Annotated in this window: 15 protein-coding genes and 1 pseudogene; 11 read left to right on the top strand and 5 right to left on the bottom strand. The window is 66.1% G+C overall.

What is annotated here, in order from left to right:
• Positions 1–55: 55 nt before the first annotated feature.
• Positions 56–1,246: an L-lactate dehydrogenase gene (locus SUTH_RS14665; RefSeq protein WP_052473864.1), complete on the bottom strand. Its 1,191-nt coding sequence runs from the start codon at positions 1,244–1,246 to the stop codon at positions 56–58.
• Positions 1,236–1,400, bottom strand: a complete 165-nt coding sequence (locus SUTH_RS19725) for a hypothetical protein (RefSeq protein ID WP_171817380.1) — start codon at positions 1,398–1,400, stop codon at positions 1,236–1,238. The genes SUTH_RS14665 and SUTH_RS19725 overlap by 11 nt, the downstream gene beginning before the upstream one ends.
• A 35-nt stretch (positions 1,401–1,435) precedes the next feature.
• Here SUTH_RS19725 and SUTH_RS14660 point away from each other — a divergent pair, with 35 nt between their 5' ends.
• From SUTH_RS14660 to SUTH_RS14635, 6 genes are all read left to right on the top strand, one after another.
• Entirely contained in the window at positions 1,436–5,041 is a 3,606-nt protein-coding gene (locus tag SUTH_RS14660; RefSeq protein WP_052473680.1) for a sensor domain-containing protein, read from the top strand.
• Between the two features lie 104 nt (positions 5,042–5,145).
• Positions 5,146–6,633, top strand: a complete 1,488-nt coding sequence (locus SUTH_RS14655; protein WP_041102400.1) for a 2Fe-2S iron-sulfur cluster-binding protein — start codon at positions 5,146–5,148, stop codon at positions 6,631–6,633.
• A gap of 4 nt (positions 6,634–6,637) precedes the next feature.
• Positions 6,638–7,018, top strand: a complete 381-nt coding sequence (locus tag SUTH_RS14650; RefSeq protein WP_041100292.1) for a S24 family peptidase — start codon at positions 6,638–6,640, stop codon at positions 7,016–7,018.
• Between the two features lie 5 nt (positions 7,019–7,023).
• The gene (locus SUTH_RS14645) at positions 7,024–7,257 is read left to right on the top strand and encodes a hypothetical protein (protein ID WP_041100290.1); all 234 of its coding nucleotides are present in this window, start codon (positions 7,024–7,026) and stop codon (positions 7,255–7,257) included.
• Positions 7,258–7,378: 121 nt separating this feature from the next.
• Positions 7,379–7,849 (top strand): hypothetical protein, encoded by a 471-nt coding sequence (locus tag SUTH_RS14640; protein ID WP_148312949.1) that lies wholly within the window; start codon positions 7,379–7,381, stop codon positions 7,847–7,849.
• Positions 7,846–8,871, top strand: coding sequence for an Sfum_1244 family protein (locus tag SUTH_RS14635; RefSeq protein WP_041102399.1), 1,026 nt, complete (start codon positions 7,846–7,848; stop codon positions 8,869–8,871). Before SUTH_RS14640 ends, SUTH_RS14635 begins: the two co-directional genes overlap by 4 nt.
• A gap of 133 nt (positions 8,872–9,004) precedes the next feature.
• On the opposite strand, the gene SUTH_RS14630 is transcribed toward SUTH_RS14635, so the two are convergent.
• Genes SUTH_RS14630 through SUTH_RS14620 form a run of 3 tightly spaced genes read right to left on the bottom strand, consistent with a single transcriptional unit; the run spans position 9,005 to position 10,744 of the window.
• The gene (locus tag SUTH_RS14630; RefSeq protein ID WP_041100286.1) at positions 9,005–9,571 is read right to left on the bottom strand and encodes a YceI family protein; all 567 of its coding nucleotides are present in this window, start codon (positions 9,569–9,571) and stop codon (positions 9,005–9,007) included.
• Between the two features lie 22 nt (positions 9,572–9,593).
• On the bottom strand, positions 9,594–10,160 hold the full coding sequence (locus SUTH_RS14625) for a YceI family protein (protein WP_041100284.1): 567 nt from the start codon (positions 10,158–10,160) through the stop codon (positions 9,594–9,596).
• A complete protein-coding gene (locus tag SUTH_RS14620; RefSeq protein WP_052473676.1) occupies positions 10,157–10,744 on the bottom strand; it encodes a cytochrome b in 588 nt (195 codons plus the stop codon). Before SUTH_RS14620 ends, SUTH_RS14625 begins: the two co-directional genes overlap by 4 nt.
• 190 nt (positions 10,745–10,934) lie before the next feature.
• On the opposite strand from SUTH_RS14620, the gene hyi reads away from it, so the two are divergent.
• The 5 genes and pseudogenes from hyi to glcF all read left to right on the top strand — a co-directional run bounded on the left by hyi (position 10,935) and on the right by glcF (position 16,879).
• Entirely contained in the window at positions 10,935–11,711 is a 777-nt protein-coding gene (gene hyi, locus SUTH_RS14615; protein ID WP_041100282.1) for a hydroxypyruvate isomerase, read from the top strand.
• A gap of 108 nt (positions 11,712–11,819) precedes the next feature.
• A pseudogene (locus tag SUTH_RS14610) lies at positions 11,820–13,123 on the top strand (glycerate kinase type-2 family protein).
• Positions 13,123–14,592: an FAD-linked oxidase C-terminal domain-containing protein gene (locus tag SUTH_RS14605; protein WP_041100280.1), complete on the top strand. Its 1,470-nt coding sequence runs from the start codon at positions 13,123–13,125 to the stop codon at positions 14,590–14,592. The pseudogene SUTH_RS14610 and the gene SUTH_RS14605 overlap by 1 nt, the downstream one beginning before the upstream one ends.
• Positions 14,589–15,638, top strand: a complete 1,050-nt coding sequence (gene glcE / locus SUTH_RS14600; protein ID WP_041100278.1) for a glycolate oxidase subunit GlcE — start codon at positions 14,589–14,591, stop codon at positions 15,636–15,638. The genes SUTH_RS14605 and glcE overlap by 4 nt, the downstream gene beginning before the upstream one ends.
• The gene (gene glcF / locus SUTH_RS14595) at positions 15,638–16,879 is read left to right on the top strand and encodes a glycolate oxidase subunit GlcF (RefSeq protein ID WP_041100276.1); all 1,242 of its coding nucleotides are present in this window, start codon (positions 15,638–15,640) and stop codon (positions 16,877–16,879) included. Before glcE ends, glcF begins: the two co-directional genes overlap by 1 nt.
• The last annotated feature ends 14 nt before the right edge of the window (positions 16,880–16,893 follow it).

Below are 16,893 nucleotides of genomic sequence, written 5' to 3'. Positions count from 1 at the left end.
CGCGGGACAGCGATGCTTCGTCGCCGACAAGAGTCGGCGCTGGCGGTACGGCGCTTCAGACCGCCCTGTCGCCGTTCGAGTCGAGCAGTGCCTGCCGATCCAGCTTCGCCACGTCGGCCACGCCGCACAGCGCCAGCGCGACGTTCATTTCGCTGCGCATCACCGACAGCATGTGGGCGACGCCGGCTTCGCCGCGCGCGGCCACCGCATAGCCCCAGGCACGGCCGAGCATGCAGGCTTTGGCGCCGAGCGCGAGCGCCTTGACGACATCGAGCCCGCTGCGCACGCCGCCATCCATCAGCACATCCAGCTTGTCGCCGACGGCATCGACGATCCGCGGCAGCGCGTCGATGCTGGCGGCGACGCTGTCGAGCTGGCGGCCGCCGTGGTTGGAGACGACGATGCCATCGGCGCCGGCCGCCGCCGCTTCGCGCGCGTCGTCGATGTCGAGGACGCCCTTGAGCAGGATCTTGCCCGGCCAGTTTTCGCGCACCCAGGCCAGGTCCTTCCAGGTAACGGCCGGATCGAACTGGCTATCCACCCACGCCTTGAATTCCGGCAGGCTGCCCGCATCGGGCACCGCGGCCGTCAGGTTGCCGAAGGTCAGGGGCTTGCCGCGGACGCCAACATCGAGCAGCCATTGCGGATGCGAGAGCAGGTCCCAGGCTTTCGCCATTTTTCCGCCGAGCGACAGGCCGCCGGCCATGCCGTTGCGCACGTCGCGGTAGCGCGCGCCCATCACGGCGAGGTCTACGGTCAGCACCAGCACCGGGCAGCCTGCCGCGTGCGCGCGGGCCATCAGGTCCTTCGCATAGCCGCGGTCGCGCATGACGTAGAGCTGGTACCAGAAAGGCGCCGTGGTGGCGGCGCGGACTTCCTCGATCGAACAGATGGAAACCGTCGATTCGCAGAAGGGCACGCCGGCGGCTTCGGCGGCGCGCGCGGCCTGCACCTCGGCCCGGCACGCCATGGCGCCGGCGATTCCGAGCGGGGCGAGGACCAGCGGCAGGGCGAGATCCTGGCCCAGCACCTTGGTGGACAAGTTGAGCCGCGAGACATCGCGCATGACGCGCTGGCGCAGTTGCAGGCGCTGGAAAGCCTGCTGGTTCTCGCCCGCGGTGCGTTCTTCGTAGGCGGCCCCGTCGAGGTAATCGAACAGGTGCCGCGGCAGGCGCCTGCGCGCCATTTCCCGATAGTCGCTTGCCGTGGCGGGAGCCAGGCCGAGTCCGCAGGTTTCATTGTTCATTACGATCATCCCCCGAGTTTTGGACAATCTTACCGTGCCGGAAAAGCAATCTGTCGGTTGCAGCAGCGCCGCGAAAATGCGTGTCGCAGTGCAGCAGGGTCACGCCATGCTTGAGCCGCCAAAACTCCGCTACCATGCAGGCATGAGTTTTCATCAGCAAGCCGGTTGGCCGGGTACGGGGATGCGGGGATGACGGTTGTCAATCCAGGTGCCAAAGAACAGTTGTTGCGAGAGCATCAGCTGATTCTCGAGCGCGCGCAGATCGGCATCGTGGTAATGCGCGATCGCGTCATTCAGCGCTGCAATCCACGCTTCGCGGAGATCCTCGGCTACGGACCGGACGAGCTGCTCGGCAAGTCAAGCCGGGTCTGCTATCCAAGCGACCAGGCCTGGGAGGAGATGGGGCGCCGCGCCTATTCCGCGGTCGCCGAAACCGGAAGTTTCACCGGCGAGGATATTTATCAGCGGCGGGACGGACGCCTGATCTGGGTTCACGTGACCGGCAGCCTGATCAATCCGGATGATCCGGACGGGGGCTACGTCTGGCTCTACGACGATGTAACCGAAAAGCGCCAGACCGAGGATGCCCTGAAGGCGTTGTTGCGCGAGCAGACGCTGATTTTCGATCGCGCGCAGATCGGCATCGGGGTGCTGTTGAACAGGGTCATACAGCGCTGCAACAGGCGCCTGGAAGAGATTTTTGGTTACGCGCCGGGCGAACTGCTCGACAAATCGACGCGGGTTCTCTTTCCCAGCGACGAGGCCTGGGAAGCCTTGGGCCGGCGCGGCTATTCCACAATGGCCGAAAGCGGGGAATTCAAAGCCGACCAGGAGTATCGGCGCAAGGACGGCAGCATAGTCTGGTGCCAGTTTGCGATTCGGCTGATCAATCCGGATCACCCGGAGGAGGGCCATCTCGTTCTGTTCGACGACGTTACCGAGAAACGGCGGGACAAGGAAGCCCTGGCCTCGCTGCTGCGCGAGCAGACGCTGATCTTCGACAACACCCTGATCGGCATCTCCTACCAGCGCAATCGCACCATCGAGCGCTGCAACCGGCGCCTTGAGGAGATGTTCGGCTATTCGCCGGGGGGGCTCACCGGCCAGTCAACCCGTGTCCTGTTCGCAACGCAGGACGAATGGGAGGACGCCGGACGCCGGGTGTATGCGGGCAACAAGGACCAGGTCTTCGACGGCGAAATCCGTTATGCCAAGCGCGACGGCACGCCGATCTGGGTTCATGTCGTCGGCCGCACGGTCGACTCCTCCGCTGGCGCGATCTGGATCTGGACCTACGAGGACATCACCGCGCGTCATGCGGCCGAGGCAGCCCTGGCGGAAAATGCCCGCGAATACGCGCTGATATTCGACAATGCGCTGATCGGCATTGCCTACATGCGCAGCCGGACTTTTCTCCGCTGCAACCGGCACCTCGAAGCGATTTTCGGTTTCCCTCCGGGCGGCTTGACGGGATGCACCTCGCGCGTGCTGTTTGCCAGTGACGAGGACTGGGAGGCCGCCGGTCGTCGCATGCAGGCGATTACCCGGGAGGGGCGCGACTTCAGCGGCGAGATTCTCTACCAGAAGCAGGATGGCACGCCGATCTGGGCTCGCGTCAATGGCCAGCCGATACAGGAGGGCGATGGGCAGGTCTGGATCTGGACCATGCAGGACATTACCCGCCGTCGTCAGGCCGAGGAAGCCTTGCGCCAGAGCTACAACGAAATGGAGCAGCGGGTTGCCGAGCGTACCGCCGAAGTCTCGCAACAACTGCATTTCATGGAGCAGCTGATCGAGGCGATTCCGGGCCCGATGTTCTACAAGGATTGCCACGGACACTACCTCGGATGCAATCAGCGTTACACCGATTTGATGGGCAAGTCCCGCGGCGAACTGATCGGCGCGACGGTGTATGACATTGCCCCGCGCGATCTGGCGGATCGTTACCATGCAGCAGACCAGGACATTCTCAGAGATCCCGGTTTGCAGGTTTACGAGACGCGGGTCCAGACCGCTCGCGGCGAGTTTCGCGACGTGAGGGTGCACAAGTCGACCTTCGCCAATCCCGATGGCAGCGTCGGCGGCATCATCGGCACCGTGTTCGACATCACCGAGAGCAAGCGCATGGAGATACGCATGCAGCAGGCGGCGACGGTGTTCGACAGCAGTGCCGAGGGGATTACCATCACCGCACCCGACGGTTCGATCATTGCCGTGAACCGCGCCTTCACCGAGATCACCGGCTACGGCGAAAGCGAGGTGCTCGGCCGCAATCCCCGGATACTGAAGTCGGACCGCCAGGACCGGGACTTCTATCGCAGGATGTGGGAGACCCTCCATCAAACCGGCCGCTGGGAGGGAGAGCTCTGGAACAGGCGCAAGGACGGCGGCATTTACCCCGAGCGGCTCACCATCAGCGCCGTCAAGGACCCCGACGGCAGCGTCATGCATTACGTCGGCGTATTCTCCGACATCACCGAGATCAAGCGAGCCACCGACCTGCTCGATCATCAGGCGCATCACGACCACCTGACCGGCTTGCCGAACCGCCTGTTGCTGGAAGACCGCCTGCGCGGCGCGCTGCTGCGCGCCCAGCGCGAGCAGATGCAGGTCGCGGTGCTCTTCGTCGACCTCGACCGCTTCAAGAACATCAATGACAGCCTGGGCCATCATGTCGGCGATGGCGTGCTGTGCGAGGTGGCGCGGCGTTTCCGTGCGCTCACCCGGGAGTCGGACACCGTTGCCCGCCTCGGCGGCGACGAGTTCCTCATCGTCATGGAAGGCATCCACGATCCGGCGATGGCGTCGCGCATCGCCGACAAGATCATCGACGACCTGCGCACCAATCCGGTGACGCTGGAGCAGGAGTTCTTCGTCGGTGCCAGCATCGGCATCAGCCTCTTCCCGCAGGATGGCGACAATTCCTCGACCCTGCTCAAGAATGCCGATGCCGCGATGTATCGGGCCAAGGAGCGGGGCCGCGACACCTACGAGTTCTTCAGCGACGACCTGACGCAGTTCTCGCTCGACCGCTTCAAGATGGAAACCGATCTGCGGCGCGCCATCGAACGCGATGAACTGATCGTCTATCTGCAACCGCAGTTCTCGCTATGGACCGGCGAGCTGCTCGGCGCCGAAGCGCTGGTGCGCTGGCAGCATCCGCGGCTGGGCCTGGTGGCTCCGGCAAGCTTCATTCCGCTGGCGGAGGAATCGGGGCTGATCGTCGCGCTCGGCGCGTGGGTGCAGCAGGCCGCCTGCCTGCACTGGGCCGCCTGGGCGGTTGCCGGACTCAACCCCGGCGTGCTTTCGATCAATGTCTCCGGGGTCGAATTCCGTCTCGGCCGGATCCAGGACACGGTGCGCGGCGTGCTCAAGGCCACCGGCTTGCCGGCCGCGCTGCTGGAACTCGAAATCACCGAGGGCGCGATCATGAACCAGGCGGAGAACAGCATCCAGGTGCTGCATGAACTGCGGGCGACGGGCATCGGCCTGGCCATCGACGATTTCGGTACCGGCTATTCGTCGCTGGCCTACCTGAAGCGGCTGCCGCTGAACAGGCTGAAGGTCGACCAGAGCTTCGTCCGCGGGCTGCCGGACGATCCGGAGGACTGCGCGATCGTCCGTGCCGTGATCGCCCTCGGTCACAGCCTGCAACTGAAGGTGATCGCCGAAGGGGTCGAAACGCAGGACCAGGTGGAATTCCTGGCGCGCGAAGGCTGCGACGAGATGCAGGGCTACCTGCGCGGCAAACCGCTGCCGGTGGAAGATTTCCGGCGCGAGTTTCTGGGAAACTGAGCCGATACCAAAATCCCTTGCGCCAGAGGGGTTGGCAACGGTTTTGCAGGCGACCATAAGAAATTGAAATCACAGCTCGGCTCCGCTTCGCTATGCTTGGCGGCATGTCGCAATGGCTGACCCTTTCCCGCGCCGCGCATCTGCTCGGTATTTCACGCGTCGCGCTGCAAAAGCGCATTCGCGACGGTGAGCTGCGCTCTTTCGACGGCATGGTGGCGGCCGATGACCTGCAGCGGGCCTGGCCCGAGCTGAACCTGGACGAGTCGGGCAGTTTTGAAAAGACGCGCGCCATCCGCGAGGATTCGTTCGCCAGGCGTTTGCGCGAGCGCTTCCTGCCGACGCAGGAAGCCCTGGCCCAGCGCCTGTTTGCCCAGGGGCAGGAATTCGCCGAATCGCAGCGCATGTTGACGCGCTACCACGCATTGTTCGAGGCCTTGCGGGCCCGCCTCGCCGCGTCGCCAGCGCCGACTCTTGACGAACTGGCCGGGCTGCTCGACGACGGCCTGGCGCGGGCCTTGTCCGCCCCCGCGCCGGCGGACGACGTCACGGCGCTCGATGCTATGCTGCGCGTCATGTCGGCGCACGTTACGGTCAAGCCATCGGGTCGCGAATTCTTCGTCGAGGGTTCGGAGACGTTGCTCAAGGCGGCGCTGCGCGCCGGTCTGGCGCCCAACTATGGCTGCGGCAACGGTGTCTGCGGTTTGTGCAAGGCGCGCGTGGTGGCGGGCGAGGCGCGCACCGTGGCGCCCTCCGACTACCGTTTTTCGGAAGCCGAGAAGGCCCAGAACCACGTGCTGATGTGCTCGTGTACCGCGGTCAGTTCCGATCTTGTCCTCGAAGTGCTGGAAGCCGGCGCGCCCGAGGACATTCCCGAGCAGCGCATCGTCGCCAAGGTGCGCCGCATCGATGCGCTGAGTGACGACGTGATCCGGCTGCACCTGCAAACCCCGCGCAGCAACCGCATGCGTTTCCTTGCCGGGCAGCGGGTCACCCTGGGTGTCAGGTCCGGTGTCGCCGACGGCAGCGATATCCATGGCGAATACCCGGTGGCGAGCTGTCCCTGCGACGACCGCAACCTGATTTTTCACGTAGCCCGCGGCGATCGCCGTGCCGCCAGCGCCGTCCCCGGGGATACCGCTTCGCATAACTTTTCGGCGTGCCTGTTCGATGGCCGCGTCAGGATCGCCGACGATGTCTCGGTGTGGGGGCCGTGGGGCAGTTTCGTGCTGGAGAAGGCTTCGGCGCGGCCGCTGGTGTTCATTGCCGTCGAACACGGCTTCGCGCCGATCAACAGCCTGATCGAGCACGCCGTCGCGGTCGACGCAGCCGAATCGATCACCCTCTACTGGGCGAGCGCACGGCCCGGCGGCCAGTACCTGCCGAACCAGTGCCGGGCCTGGGCCGAGGCGCTCGACGAGTTCAGCTACCGGGCGCTGGCGAACGACGAACTGCCGGCCGCCATCGCGGCGAATGCCGCCTTGCCGCACAGCGATGTCTATCTTGCCGGCACCGCCGAAGCCGTGGAGCCGCTGGCCGCCGCGCTGCTCGCCGCCGGCGTGCCCACAGCGCAACTGCATGTCGAAGGATTGTGAAGCCATGAGCCAGCCACGCCGCATCATCCCCATCCAGCCGCAGGGCGCCGGTTTGGAATCCTCCGCCGAACTCGACGCCTGCTCCTCCGCCGAACCTTTCGCCCTGATGGTGCTGGGCGACAGCATGGAACCGGAATTCGTCGAGGGCGAGGTGATCCTGATCGAGCCCGAAGGCCTGGCCACGGACGGCTCCTTCGTCCTCGCCCGGCTCGACGGCGAATGGATCTTCCGCCAGTTGGCGCAGCACGCCGGCGGCTGGCGCCTGCAGGCCTTGAACCCCGCCTATCCGGCGACGGATATTTCCGGCCTCGACGCGGTCAAAGGGGTCATCATCCAGAAATCGAAACCCGGCCGCCGCAAGGCGACCAAACGCTACGTGGAGTAAGTCAAATGCCGTACTACATTTACAGGGTGACTCCCGTCGGGCCGATCCGCCAGTTGGCGAAAATCACCCAGTTCGATGCCTTCAAGGAGGCCTCGGCCGAGGCCAAGCGCCTGCGTCGCGAGAGCGACCTCGCGGCGGGCGAGTTGATCAAGACCATCTTTGCCGACAACGAATTGCAGGCCGAAGAACTGCTCAACGAGCCACGCGTCGAGGTTCCGATGACAGGCGAGGATTACTGAAAGGCTGTGAAAATTCGCAATCGCACCGCAGAGGCGCAGAGGCGCAGAGGATTCGCAGAGAACGGCAATACGGATTTTCTCTGCGCTGTCTCCGCGCCTCTGCGCCTCTGCGGTAAGGTTTTTGACTGGTTCTAGGGCCGTGGTCGACGAAGCCGCCTTCCGCCACGCCAAGGGCGAGATCAATCGCCTGCCCTGCGTCTTTGAACGCGCCCTGCTGGCGCGCCATGCCGCCTGCGAACTGGCGGTGCGGCACCAGATCGCCGAACGCGAATCGGTCGCCTGCGCCCAGCCGGTGGCGCGGGCGTTATGCGCGCAGATGTCGGCGCTGCTGCGTGACAAGTCGGCGTTCGCGCTCGGCCTGACCGGCACGCAGCGCATCCTGCCCCACGCCATGGTGATGAAGATCCAGTGCGGCGGGCTCGACGGCCTGAAGGCCCTGCTCGATGCCGATGCGGTGGCGCCGGATGTGCGGCGCCTGGTGCGCCTGGCGCAGGAGCGCTACGGCGACCTGGACACGCTGCCCTTTTCCGAGATCGTGCAGGGCGTTGCGGCGTGGAAGGCGCGCCGCCGCCACGGCGGAGAACCGCGATGATCGCCGGCATGGCCGCGCTGGTGGCTGCCGTGCAGGCCAACTGCGACATTGCCGATGCCCGCCATGCGCGTGACGTCAGCCTGTGCACCTACCTGCTCGGCATGCGCGAGTTCTATCGCTGGGAACACCAGCTGCCCTACGGCGTGTCGCCGCCGCGCGACGAAGTGGGGCGCTGGATTGCCGAACGCGAGGCGCGCTGGGAAGAGATCGTCGACGAGGATTTCCTCGCGCTGCCGGTTGCCGGTCGCGCGTTCGATCCCTTCGCCGCAGGTGAAATCAATGCCGCGCTGGCCGGTAGCGGGCTGGTGTATGGCGCGGGTATCGGCCGCTTCCACAAGCCGCACTTCTTCCTCGGCCAGCTCGATCGCGAAGAGCGGCGCGGCGACGCGCAGCTGCTGGTCTGCGGCTGCGAATATGCGCGGGACATCTCGGCCATTCCGGCCGCATCGCAGGGCGCTACCCTGATCGTGCGGCGCGAAGCGCTGCGGCAATGGCTGTGGGAAAAGGCCGAGGGCTGGAACGTCAAGCAGCAGGACGGTTCGCTCAAGTCGGCCCTGCTGGCTTATGGCTTCGATGCCGATCCGCAGGCGGCGATCGAACGCATGACCAACGGTGAAATCGAGACGCTGGTACTGCACGAGGAAGGCGAGTTCGCCGCCGGACGCCTGCTCGGCGATGACTGGTCGGCGAAGCTTGACGGCTTTGCGGGCAAGCGCGCCGAACTGCTGGCCCGTGCCGTGCGCGACAACCTCGCGGATTGCCTGGTGACGCTGCCGGGCCTGTTGCAGCGCGGCGCGGAAGACTCGTTGCACTTCTGGTTCTCGACCTTCGATGGCCTGCGCCGCGAACTGTTTCCTCAACTGGTCGCGGCCTACTCAAGAGTCGGCGCTGGCGATACGGCGATCCTGGAGGCGGCCGAGGCTGGCCGCGCCCATTTCACTGCTCTCGGCCGGCGCCTGCTCGACATGGACGAGAGCGCCATCGAGGCGCTCTCCCACGAGGCCGGCACGATCGCGCTTTAGGTGGTCGTGCCGGGTGTTGCTTAACGTGAAACCACTCGTTCGGAGCGCTTGGTGACAGCCGAGCGAAGCGAGCAAATCAGTAGCCTCCCCGTGAGGGGAGGATGGGAGGGGCGGGCCTTCAATTTGCTTTTAGTTATTCCTTGATGGCTTCGACGGCGATGGTCAGCGTGACTTCATCGCTGACGTAGGGCACGTTCTTGCCCATGTTGAATTCCGAGCGCTTGACCTTGGCCGAGGCGTTGGCGCCGATCGCGTCCTTCTTCAGCATCGGGTGCGGCATCGAATGGAAGGAGGTCACGGTCAGGGTCACGGGTTTGGTCACGCCCTTGATGGTCAGCTCGCCCTCGATCGCCACCGGCTTGTCGCCTTCGAATTTGACCTTGTTCGACTTGAAAGTGATGGTCGGGTGCTTGGCGGTGTCGAAGAAGTCCGCGCCCTGGATGTGCTGGTTGAACAGCGCGTAGCCGGTGTTGACCGAGGTGGCATCGATCGTCACGTCAACCGATCCGGTCTTTGCGGCACGATCGATGACCAGCTTGCCGCTGGTCTTGTCGAACCGCTGTTGCTGGTTGGAATAGCCGAAGTGGCTGTATTCGAAGCGCGGGTAGGTATGGGTCGGTTCGACGTTGAAGGTTTCCGGCGCGGCGAGCGCGCCGACGGCGAAGGATGAAACAGCGACGGCGAGTGCGATTTTTTTCATGGGGTTTCTCCTGGGGTGGGGCTTATTTTCCGGCCGCGGTGGCGACCAGATGGAACTTGATCTGTACTTCGTTGGCGACGGTGCCGAAGTCGGCCCACATGCCTTCGCCGATGGCGTAGTCGGCGCGCCTGATCGTCAGGCTGCCTTCGAAGCTGGCGCTGTTGCCCTCCTGGCGCACGGTGACCGGCGTCGTCAGATCCAGCGTCCGGCCCTTGATGCTCATCCTGCCGGCGACTTCGAAGCGATTGTTGCCCAGCGGCTTGACCGACGTGGCGACGAACTTCGCGACCGGGAAGGACTTGGTATCGAACCATGCCTTGCTCGCCACTTCGTCGTTGGCGTCCTTCGAGCCGGCGTCGATGCTGGCCAGGTCGATTTCCAGTTCGGCTTTCGCCGCGGCGGGCTTGGCGGGGTCGAAGGCAAGCTTGCTGCGGAAGCTGGCGAACTTGCCCTCGACCGGCACGTTCATCTGCTTCGAGACGAAGGAGAGCGCGCTCTTGCCCGGCTGGAACTGGGTGAACTCGACGGCATGGGCGGGCAGGGCGAGGGCCAGCGCGCAAAGGGCGAGGCAGTGCTTCCAGTGCTTCATCTGATTTCTCCGGGGGTGGTTTTGCCGTGACGCGGCAACATGCGCAACAGCACGTCGTCGCGGTCGATGACATGGTGTTTGAGCGCGGCGCCGAGGTGGGCGACCACCAGCGCCGCCATGCTGAAGTTGAGCAGCATGTGCAGCTGCTGCAGCGTGTCGCCCAGTTCCTTGTTCTTGTCCAGCAGGTCGGGCAGCGGCAGCACGCCGAACCAGACGGTCTGGAAACCCTTGGCCGAACTCATCAGCCAGCCCGAAAGCGGCACCGCGAACATCAGCAGGTAGAGCAGCACATGCGTCGCTTCGGCCGCCTTGCGCTGCCACGAAGGCATGGCGGCGGGCAGCGCGGGCGGGCGATGCGTCAGGCGCCAGCCCAGGCGCAGCACGACGAAGAGGAAGATCGTCACGCCGGCCCACTTGTGCCACGAGTAGAGCTTGAGCTTCTGCGGCGACAGCGGCAATTCATGCATGTAGAGGCCGAGCGCAAAGCTGCCGACGAGGGCCAAGGCGATCAGCCAGTGCAGGCCGATGGCGACGCCGGTATAGCGCGTGCTGGCGTTGGGCGACAGGGTCGGGCTGGAACTCATGAGGTCGGGGCGGCACCGGGGAAAACCGCACTGTACCGGGCGGATGACGCCTGACAAAGCGGCGCGGCCACAATTGACTGGTGCAGGCTCGGCAACAATGGCGCCGACTCCCGGCGCAAGTGCACGGAGACATATCCCACCGGGGGATACCGTCCCCGATGCGAAAGCATCGGGGACATATAATCGGCGCATGCCACGCTTTGCCGCCAACCTTTCCTTTCTGTTCACCGAGCGTCCCTTTCTCGAACGCTTCGCCGCGGCCCGTGCGGCCGGCTTCGCCGCCGTCGAATTTCATTTCCCGTATGAGCATGATCGCGCGGCGCTGGCCGAGGTAGTGCTCACTTCGGGTTTGGAGGTCGTCCTCTTCAACCTGCCGGCCGGCGACTGGGCGGCGGGGGAGCGCGGGATTGCCTGCCATCCGAAGCGCATTGCGGAATTTCAGGACGGGGTCGGGCAGGCCATCGACTATGCCCGCCTGCTGAGCTGCACGCGACTCAATTGCCTGGCCGGCATCGCACCGGCCGACATCGCCCACGACAAGGCGCGCGAGACCCTGGTCGAAAACCTGCGCTTCGCCGCCGCCGTGTGCAAGCGCGCCGGCATCGAACTGCTGCTGGAGCCGCTCAACACGCGCGACACGCCTGGCTTCTTCGTTGCCACGACGCGCGCCGGCCTGGCGCTGATCGATGCGGTTGGCAACGACAAGCTGCGCCTGCAATACGACATCTACCACGCCCAGGTGATGGAAGGCGATCTGGCCCGCACGTTGCAGGAGCATCTGCCGCAAGTCGGCCACATACAGCTGGCAGACAATCCGGGGCGTCACGAACCGGGTACCGGCGAGATCAATTTCCCATTTCTGTTGCAGCATCTCGACCGCATCGGCTACACCGGCTGGGTCGGCTGCGAGTACAAGCCGAGCGGGCGCAGCGAGGAGAGTTTCGGCTGGCTGGAGCGGTGGCGATGAGCGCGGTCCGCAGGGCCGTCCCAAGGACGGCGCAGCCAGTCGTTTGGAGCGAGCACAGCCCGCGAACTGCCGTCACCCCCTTCCTCGTGAGGGGGGAGGGGGATGGCTGTGAGTTATCTGCGGCAGCGTGTCCTGCTGCGTGACTTGTTCGACGCGGCGGTCGCCGCCGCCGATCCGGCACGCTGCCTGCCTGCCTGGTTGCCCGGAGCCCCCCCGTCGGTCGCGTCGTCGTAGTCGGCGCCGGCAAGGCGGCGGCGGCAATGGCCCATGCCGTCGAAGACCACTGGCGCGGCGATCCCGCAAAGCTCTCCGGCCTCGTCGTCACGCGTTATGGGCATGGCGTGCCGACGCGGCACATCGAAGTCGTCGAAGCCTCGCATCCGGCGCCCGATGCCGCCGGGCAGCAGGCGGCGGCGCGCATTCTCGATGCGGTGAAAGGGCTGACGGCGGATGACCTGGTGCTGGTGCTGCTCTCCGGGGGCGGTTCGGCCTTGCTCGCCGCGCCGATGGCCGGCATCACGCTGGAACAGAAGCGCGCCGTGACCAAGGCCCTGCTGGCCTGCGGTGCCAGCATCGGCGAAATCAATTGTGTCAGGAAGCACCTCTCAGCCATCAAGGGCGGCCGCCTGGCGCTGGCGGCGGCGCCGGCCCGGGTGCTGACGCTGGCGATTTCCGATGTGCCGGGCGACGACCTGTCCACCATCGCCTCCGGCCCCACCGTGCCCGATCCGACGACCTGCGCCGACGCGCTGGAAATCGTCGGGCGTTATGCCATCGAGCTGCCTGCTGCCGCACGCGAGGCGCTATTGGCGGGAAGCGGCGAAACACCGAAGGCCGGTCACGCGGGGTTTTCGCGCTGCGAGTCGCACGTCATCGCCACGGCGCAAGGCGCGCTCGCGGCGGCGGCCGATCTGGCGCGGGCACGGGGTTTCGTGCCGCTGGTGCTGGGCGACGCGATCGAAGGCGAGGCGCGCGAGGCGGCGCGCGTGCTGGGCGGCATCGCGCTGTCCGCCGCCGCGCACGGCGTGCCGCTGGCGGCCCCTTGCGTGCTGCTCTCCGGCGGCGAGACGACGGTGACCGTTCGCGGCAAAGGGCGCGGCGGCCGCAATGCCGAATTCCTGCTCGGACTGGCCATCGCGCTGGACGGACAGGCGCGGCTCAGCGCCATCGCCTGCGACACGGACGGCATCGATGGTTCGGAAGACAACGCCGGCGCGCTGCTGCTGCCGGATACACCGGCGCGCGCGGCGGCGGCGGGATTTGATTTGCGCGCCCGGCTGAACGAAAATGACGCCTACAGCGTGTTCGAGGCGATCGGCGATCTGGTGATCACCGGCCCGACGCGCACCAACGTCAATGATTTCAGGGCAATCCTGATCGAACCCATGAACGACCCGGCGAAGGCGGTGTGATGAGTCAGAGCGAACACACGTCCGACAGGACGCAGGATCTTGCCAACCCGGATCGCGCGACGCTGCTGGCTGAACTCGCCCGCGTGCTGCCGGCAAACGCATTGCTTTCCGCCGACGAAGACTTGAAGCCCTACGAGTGCGACGGGCTGACCGCTTACCGCAGCCTGCCCTGGGCGGTGGCATTGCCGCGGAACGAAGACGAAGTCGTGGCGGTGCTGAAGGTCTGCCACGCCCGAAAGATTCCGGTGGTGGCGCGCGGCGCCGGCACCGGCCTTTCCGGCGGCGCCACGCCGGTGGCACAGGGCGTGGTGCTGTCGCTGGCGAAATTCATGCGCATCCTGGAAATCGATCCGGTGGCCCGCCTGGCGCGGGTGCAGCCCGGCGTGCGCAACGCGGCCATTTCGGAGGCGGCCGCCGCCTGCGAGCTCTACTACGCGCCCGATCCGAGCTCGCAGATCGCCTGCACCATCGGCGGCAACGTGGCGGAAAATTCCGGCGGCGTGCATTGCCTGAAATACGGACTGACCCTGCACAACGTTGTGGCGTTGCGCGTGGCGCTGATGAACGGCGAAATCATGGAAATCGGCTCGCGCGCGCTCGACACCTCAGGCTACGACCTGCTGGCGCTGATGATCGGCTCCGAAGGCATGCTCGGCGTGGTGCTCGAAGCCACCGTCAAGCTGACGCCGAAGCCGCGCACCGCCCAGGTGGTGATGGCCAGCTTCGACAGCGTGATCGATGCGGGCAATGCGGTGGCGGCGATCATCGCCGCCGGCATCATTCCGGCCGGACTGGAAATGATGGACAAGCTGGCCACGGCTGCCGTCGAGGATTTTGTCCACGCCGGCTACGACCTCAGCGCAGCGGCGATCCTGCTCGCCGAATCCGACGGCACGGCGGAAGAAGTCGCCGAGGAGATCGCCACGATCTCGAAAATGATGGAACAAAGCGGCGCGCGCCAGCTGCGCATTTCGCAAAGCGAGGCCGAGCGCCTCAAGTACTGGGCCGGGCGCAAGGCGGCGTTTCCGGCGGTGGGCCGCATCACCCCGGATTACCTGTGCATGGACGGCACGATTCCGAGGAAGCACCTGTCGCACGTGCTGACCCGCATCGCCGAACTGTCGGACGAATTCCACCTGCGCTGCGCCAACGTATTCCATGCCGGCGACGGCAACCTGCATCCGCTGATCATGTTCGATGCGCGCAATCCGGGCGAGACGGAGCGCGCCATTGCCTTCGGCGCGAAGATCCTCGAACTGTCGGTCGATGTCGGCGGCACCATCACCGGCGAACACGGTGTCGGCATCGAAAAGGTCAAGCAGATGTGCGTGCAGTTCTCGCGCGAGGAGCTCGATGTCTTCCACGCCGTCAAGGCGGCGTTCGATCCGCTCACCCTGCTCAATCCGGGCAAGGCGGTGCCCTATCCCCGGCACTGCTCCGAGTACCGCCTGACCGGGAGCGCGCGATGAGCGATCGTGTCGAGGAATTCCGTTCGCGCATTCTCGAACGCAAGCCGCTGCGCATCCGGGGCGGCGGCAGCAAGGATTTCTATGGCGGACCGCTGTCCGGCGAAGTGCTCGATACGCGCGGCCACAGCGGCATCGTCGGCTACGAGCCGACCGAACTGGTGATCACCGCGCGCGCCGGTACGCCGCTGGCCGAGATAGAGTCGGCGCTGGCGACACGGCGGCAGGTGCTCGCCTGCGAGCCGCCGCACTTCGGCAATGCCACGGTCGGCGGCGCGGTGGCCGCAGGGCTTTCCGGGCCGCGGCGGGCGACGGCGGGTAGCGTGCGCGATTTCGTGCTTGGCGTGAAGCTCATGGATGGCGAAGGCCGCGAACTGAATTTCGGAGGCCAGGTAATGAAGAATGTCGCCGGCTTCGACGTTTCGCGCCTCGTCGCCGGCAGCCTTGGTACGCTGGGCCTGATTCTCGACGTGTCGCTCAAGGTACTGCCGCAACCGATGGCGGAAGCCACGCTGCGCCTGGAACTGCCGCAGGACAAGGCGCTGGAGGCGATGAATCGCTGGGCCGGCCAGCCGGTGCCGCTGGCGGCGACCTGCTGGCAGGACGGTGTGCTGACGTTGCGGCTGTCCGGCGCGCAGTCCGCCGTGGCGGCCGCCTGCGACAAGCTGGGCGGCGAGCGCGTGGCCGAAAGCGCCGCGGCGGATTTCTGGACTGCCTTGCGCGAACAGACAGAAGCGTTTTTTGCCGGCGATGCTCCGTTGTGGCGGCTGTCCCTGCCGTCGGTGACGGCGCCGCTGGACCTGCCCGGTTCGCAACTGATCGAATGGGGTGGTGCGCAACGCTGGCTGCGCGGCGCGATCGATGCCCCGCATCTGCGCGAAACGGCAGCAAAGGCCGGCGGCCATGCGACGCTGTTCCGCGGCGGCGACAAGGGCGGCGACGTGTTCGCGCCGCTGTCGCCCGGGCTGATGGAAGTGCACCGCCGGCTCAAGCAAAGCTTCGACCCCTATGGCGTGTTCAATCCCGGCCGTTTGTTTCCGGAGTTCTGATGGAAACCCATCTCGCCGATTTCATCAAGCACACAACCGCCGGCCGCGAGGCCGAGGAGATCCTGCAGCGTTGCGTGCATTGTGGCTTCTGCACCGCGACCTGCCCGACCTACCAGTTGCTGGGCGACGAGCTCGACGGTCCGCGCGGCCGCATCTACCTGATCAAGCAGGTGCTGGAAGGCGCCGAGCCGACCGAAAAAACCCGTCTGCACCTTGATCGTTGCCTTTCCTGCCGTTCCTGCGAAAGCACCTGCCCCTCGGGCGTCCATTACACGCGACTGCTCGACATCGGTCGCGAGGTGGTCGAGCGCAAGGTGCCGCGCACCGGCGGTGACGCCTTGATGCGCGGCGCGCTGAAGAATTTTCTGCCGCGTTCGACGCTGTTCGGCACGGCGATGAAGCTGGGGCAGGCAGTGCGGCTTGTGCTGCCCGGCGCGCTGCGCGCCAAGGTGCCGCCGCTGTCTTCGGCCGGCCCGGCGCCCCAGCGCAGCCATGCGCGAAAAATGATCGCGCTGGCGGGTTGCGTCCAGCCCTCGATGTATCCCAACGTCAACGGCGCGACCCGGCGCGTGCTGGATCGCCTCGGCATCCAGATGATCGAGGCCCGCGGCGCCGGGTGTTGCGGCGCGGTGCGGTTGCACCTCAATGAAGCCGAAGGCGCGCGTGACGACGCCCGGCGCAACATCGACGCCTGGTGGCCGCTACTGGAGTCCGGCGGCGCGGAGGGTCTGGTGATGACCGCGTCCGGCTGCGGCTCGCACGTCCTTGAATATGCGCACCTGCTGCAGGACGATCCCGACTACGCACTCAAGGCGGCGCGGGTGGTGCTCGCAACGCGCGACATCAGCGAGGTCGTTGCGGCCGAAGCGGAAGCGCTGACCTCCTTGTTGCAGGCCTGCCATCCGCTGCCCGAAGGCGAGCGTGCGCTGGCGTTTCACAGCCCCTGCAGCCTGCAGCACGGACTCAAGATTCGCGGCACCGTCGAATCCCTGCTGACATCCGCCGGCTACACGCTGACCGCCGTGGCCGATTCGCACTTGTGCTGCGGCTCGGCCGGCACCTATTCGGTGTTGCAGCCGGAGATTTCGCAGCGCTTGCAGGCAAACAAGATTGCCGCGCTGAGCGCGGGCCGGCCCGCGGCGATCGCCAGCGCCAATGTCGGTTGCATGGCGCACCTGCAGGGCGTCACCGCCTTGCCGGTGAGGCACTGGATCGAACTGCTCGATACGCGTTTGTCCTGAGGGCGGATCGTGAC

It is taken from the genome of Sulfuritalea hydrogenivorans sk43H, from assembly GCF_000828635.1.
GTDB classification, from domain to species: Bacteria; Pseudomonadota; Gammaproteobacteria; order Burkholderiales; family Rhodocyclaceae; genus Sulfuritalea; species Sulfuritalea hydrogenivorans.
The sequence above is the reverse complement of the archived record's forward strand: the minus strand, read 5'-3'. Positions and strand labels throughout refer to the sequence as shown.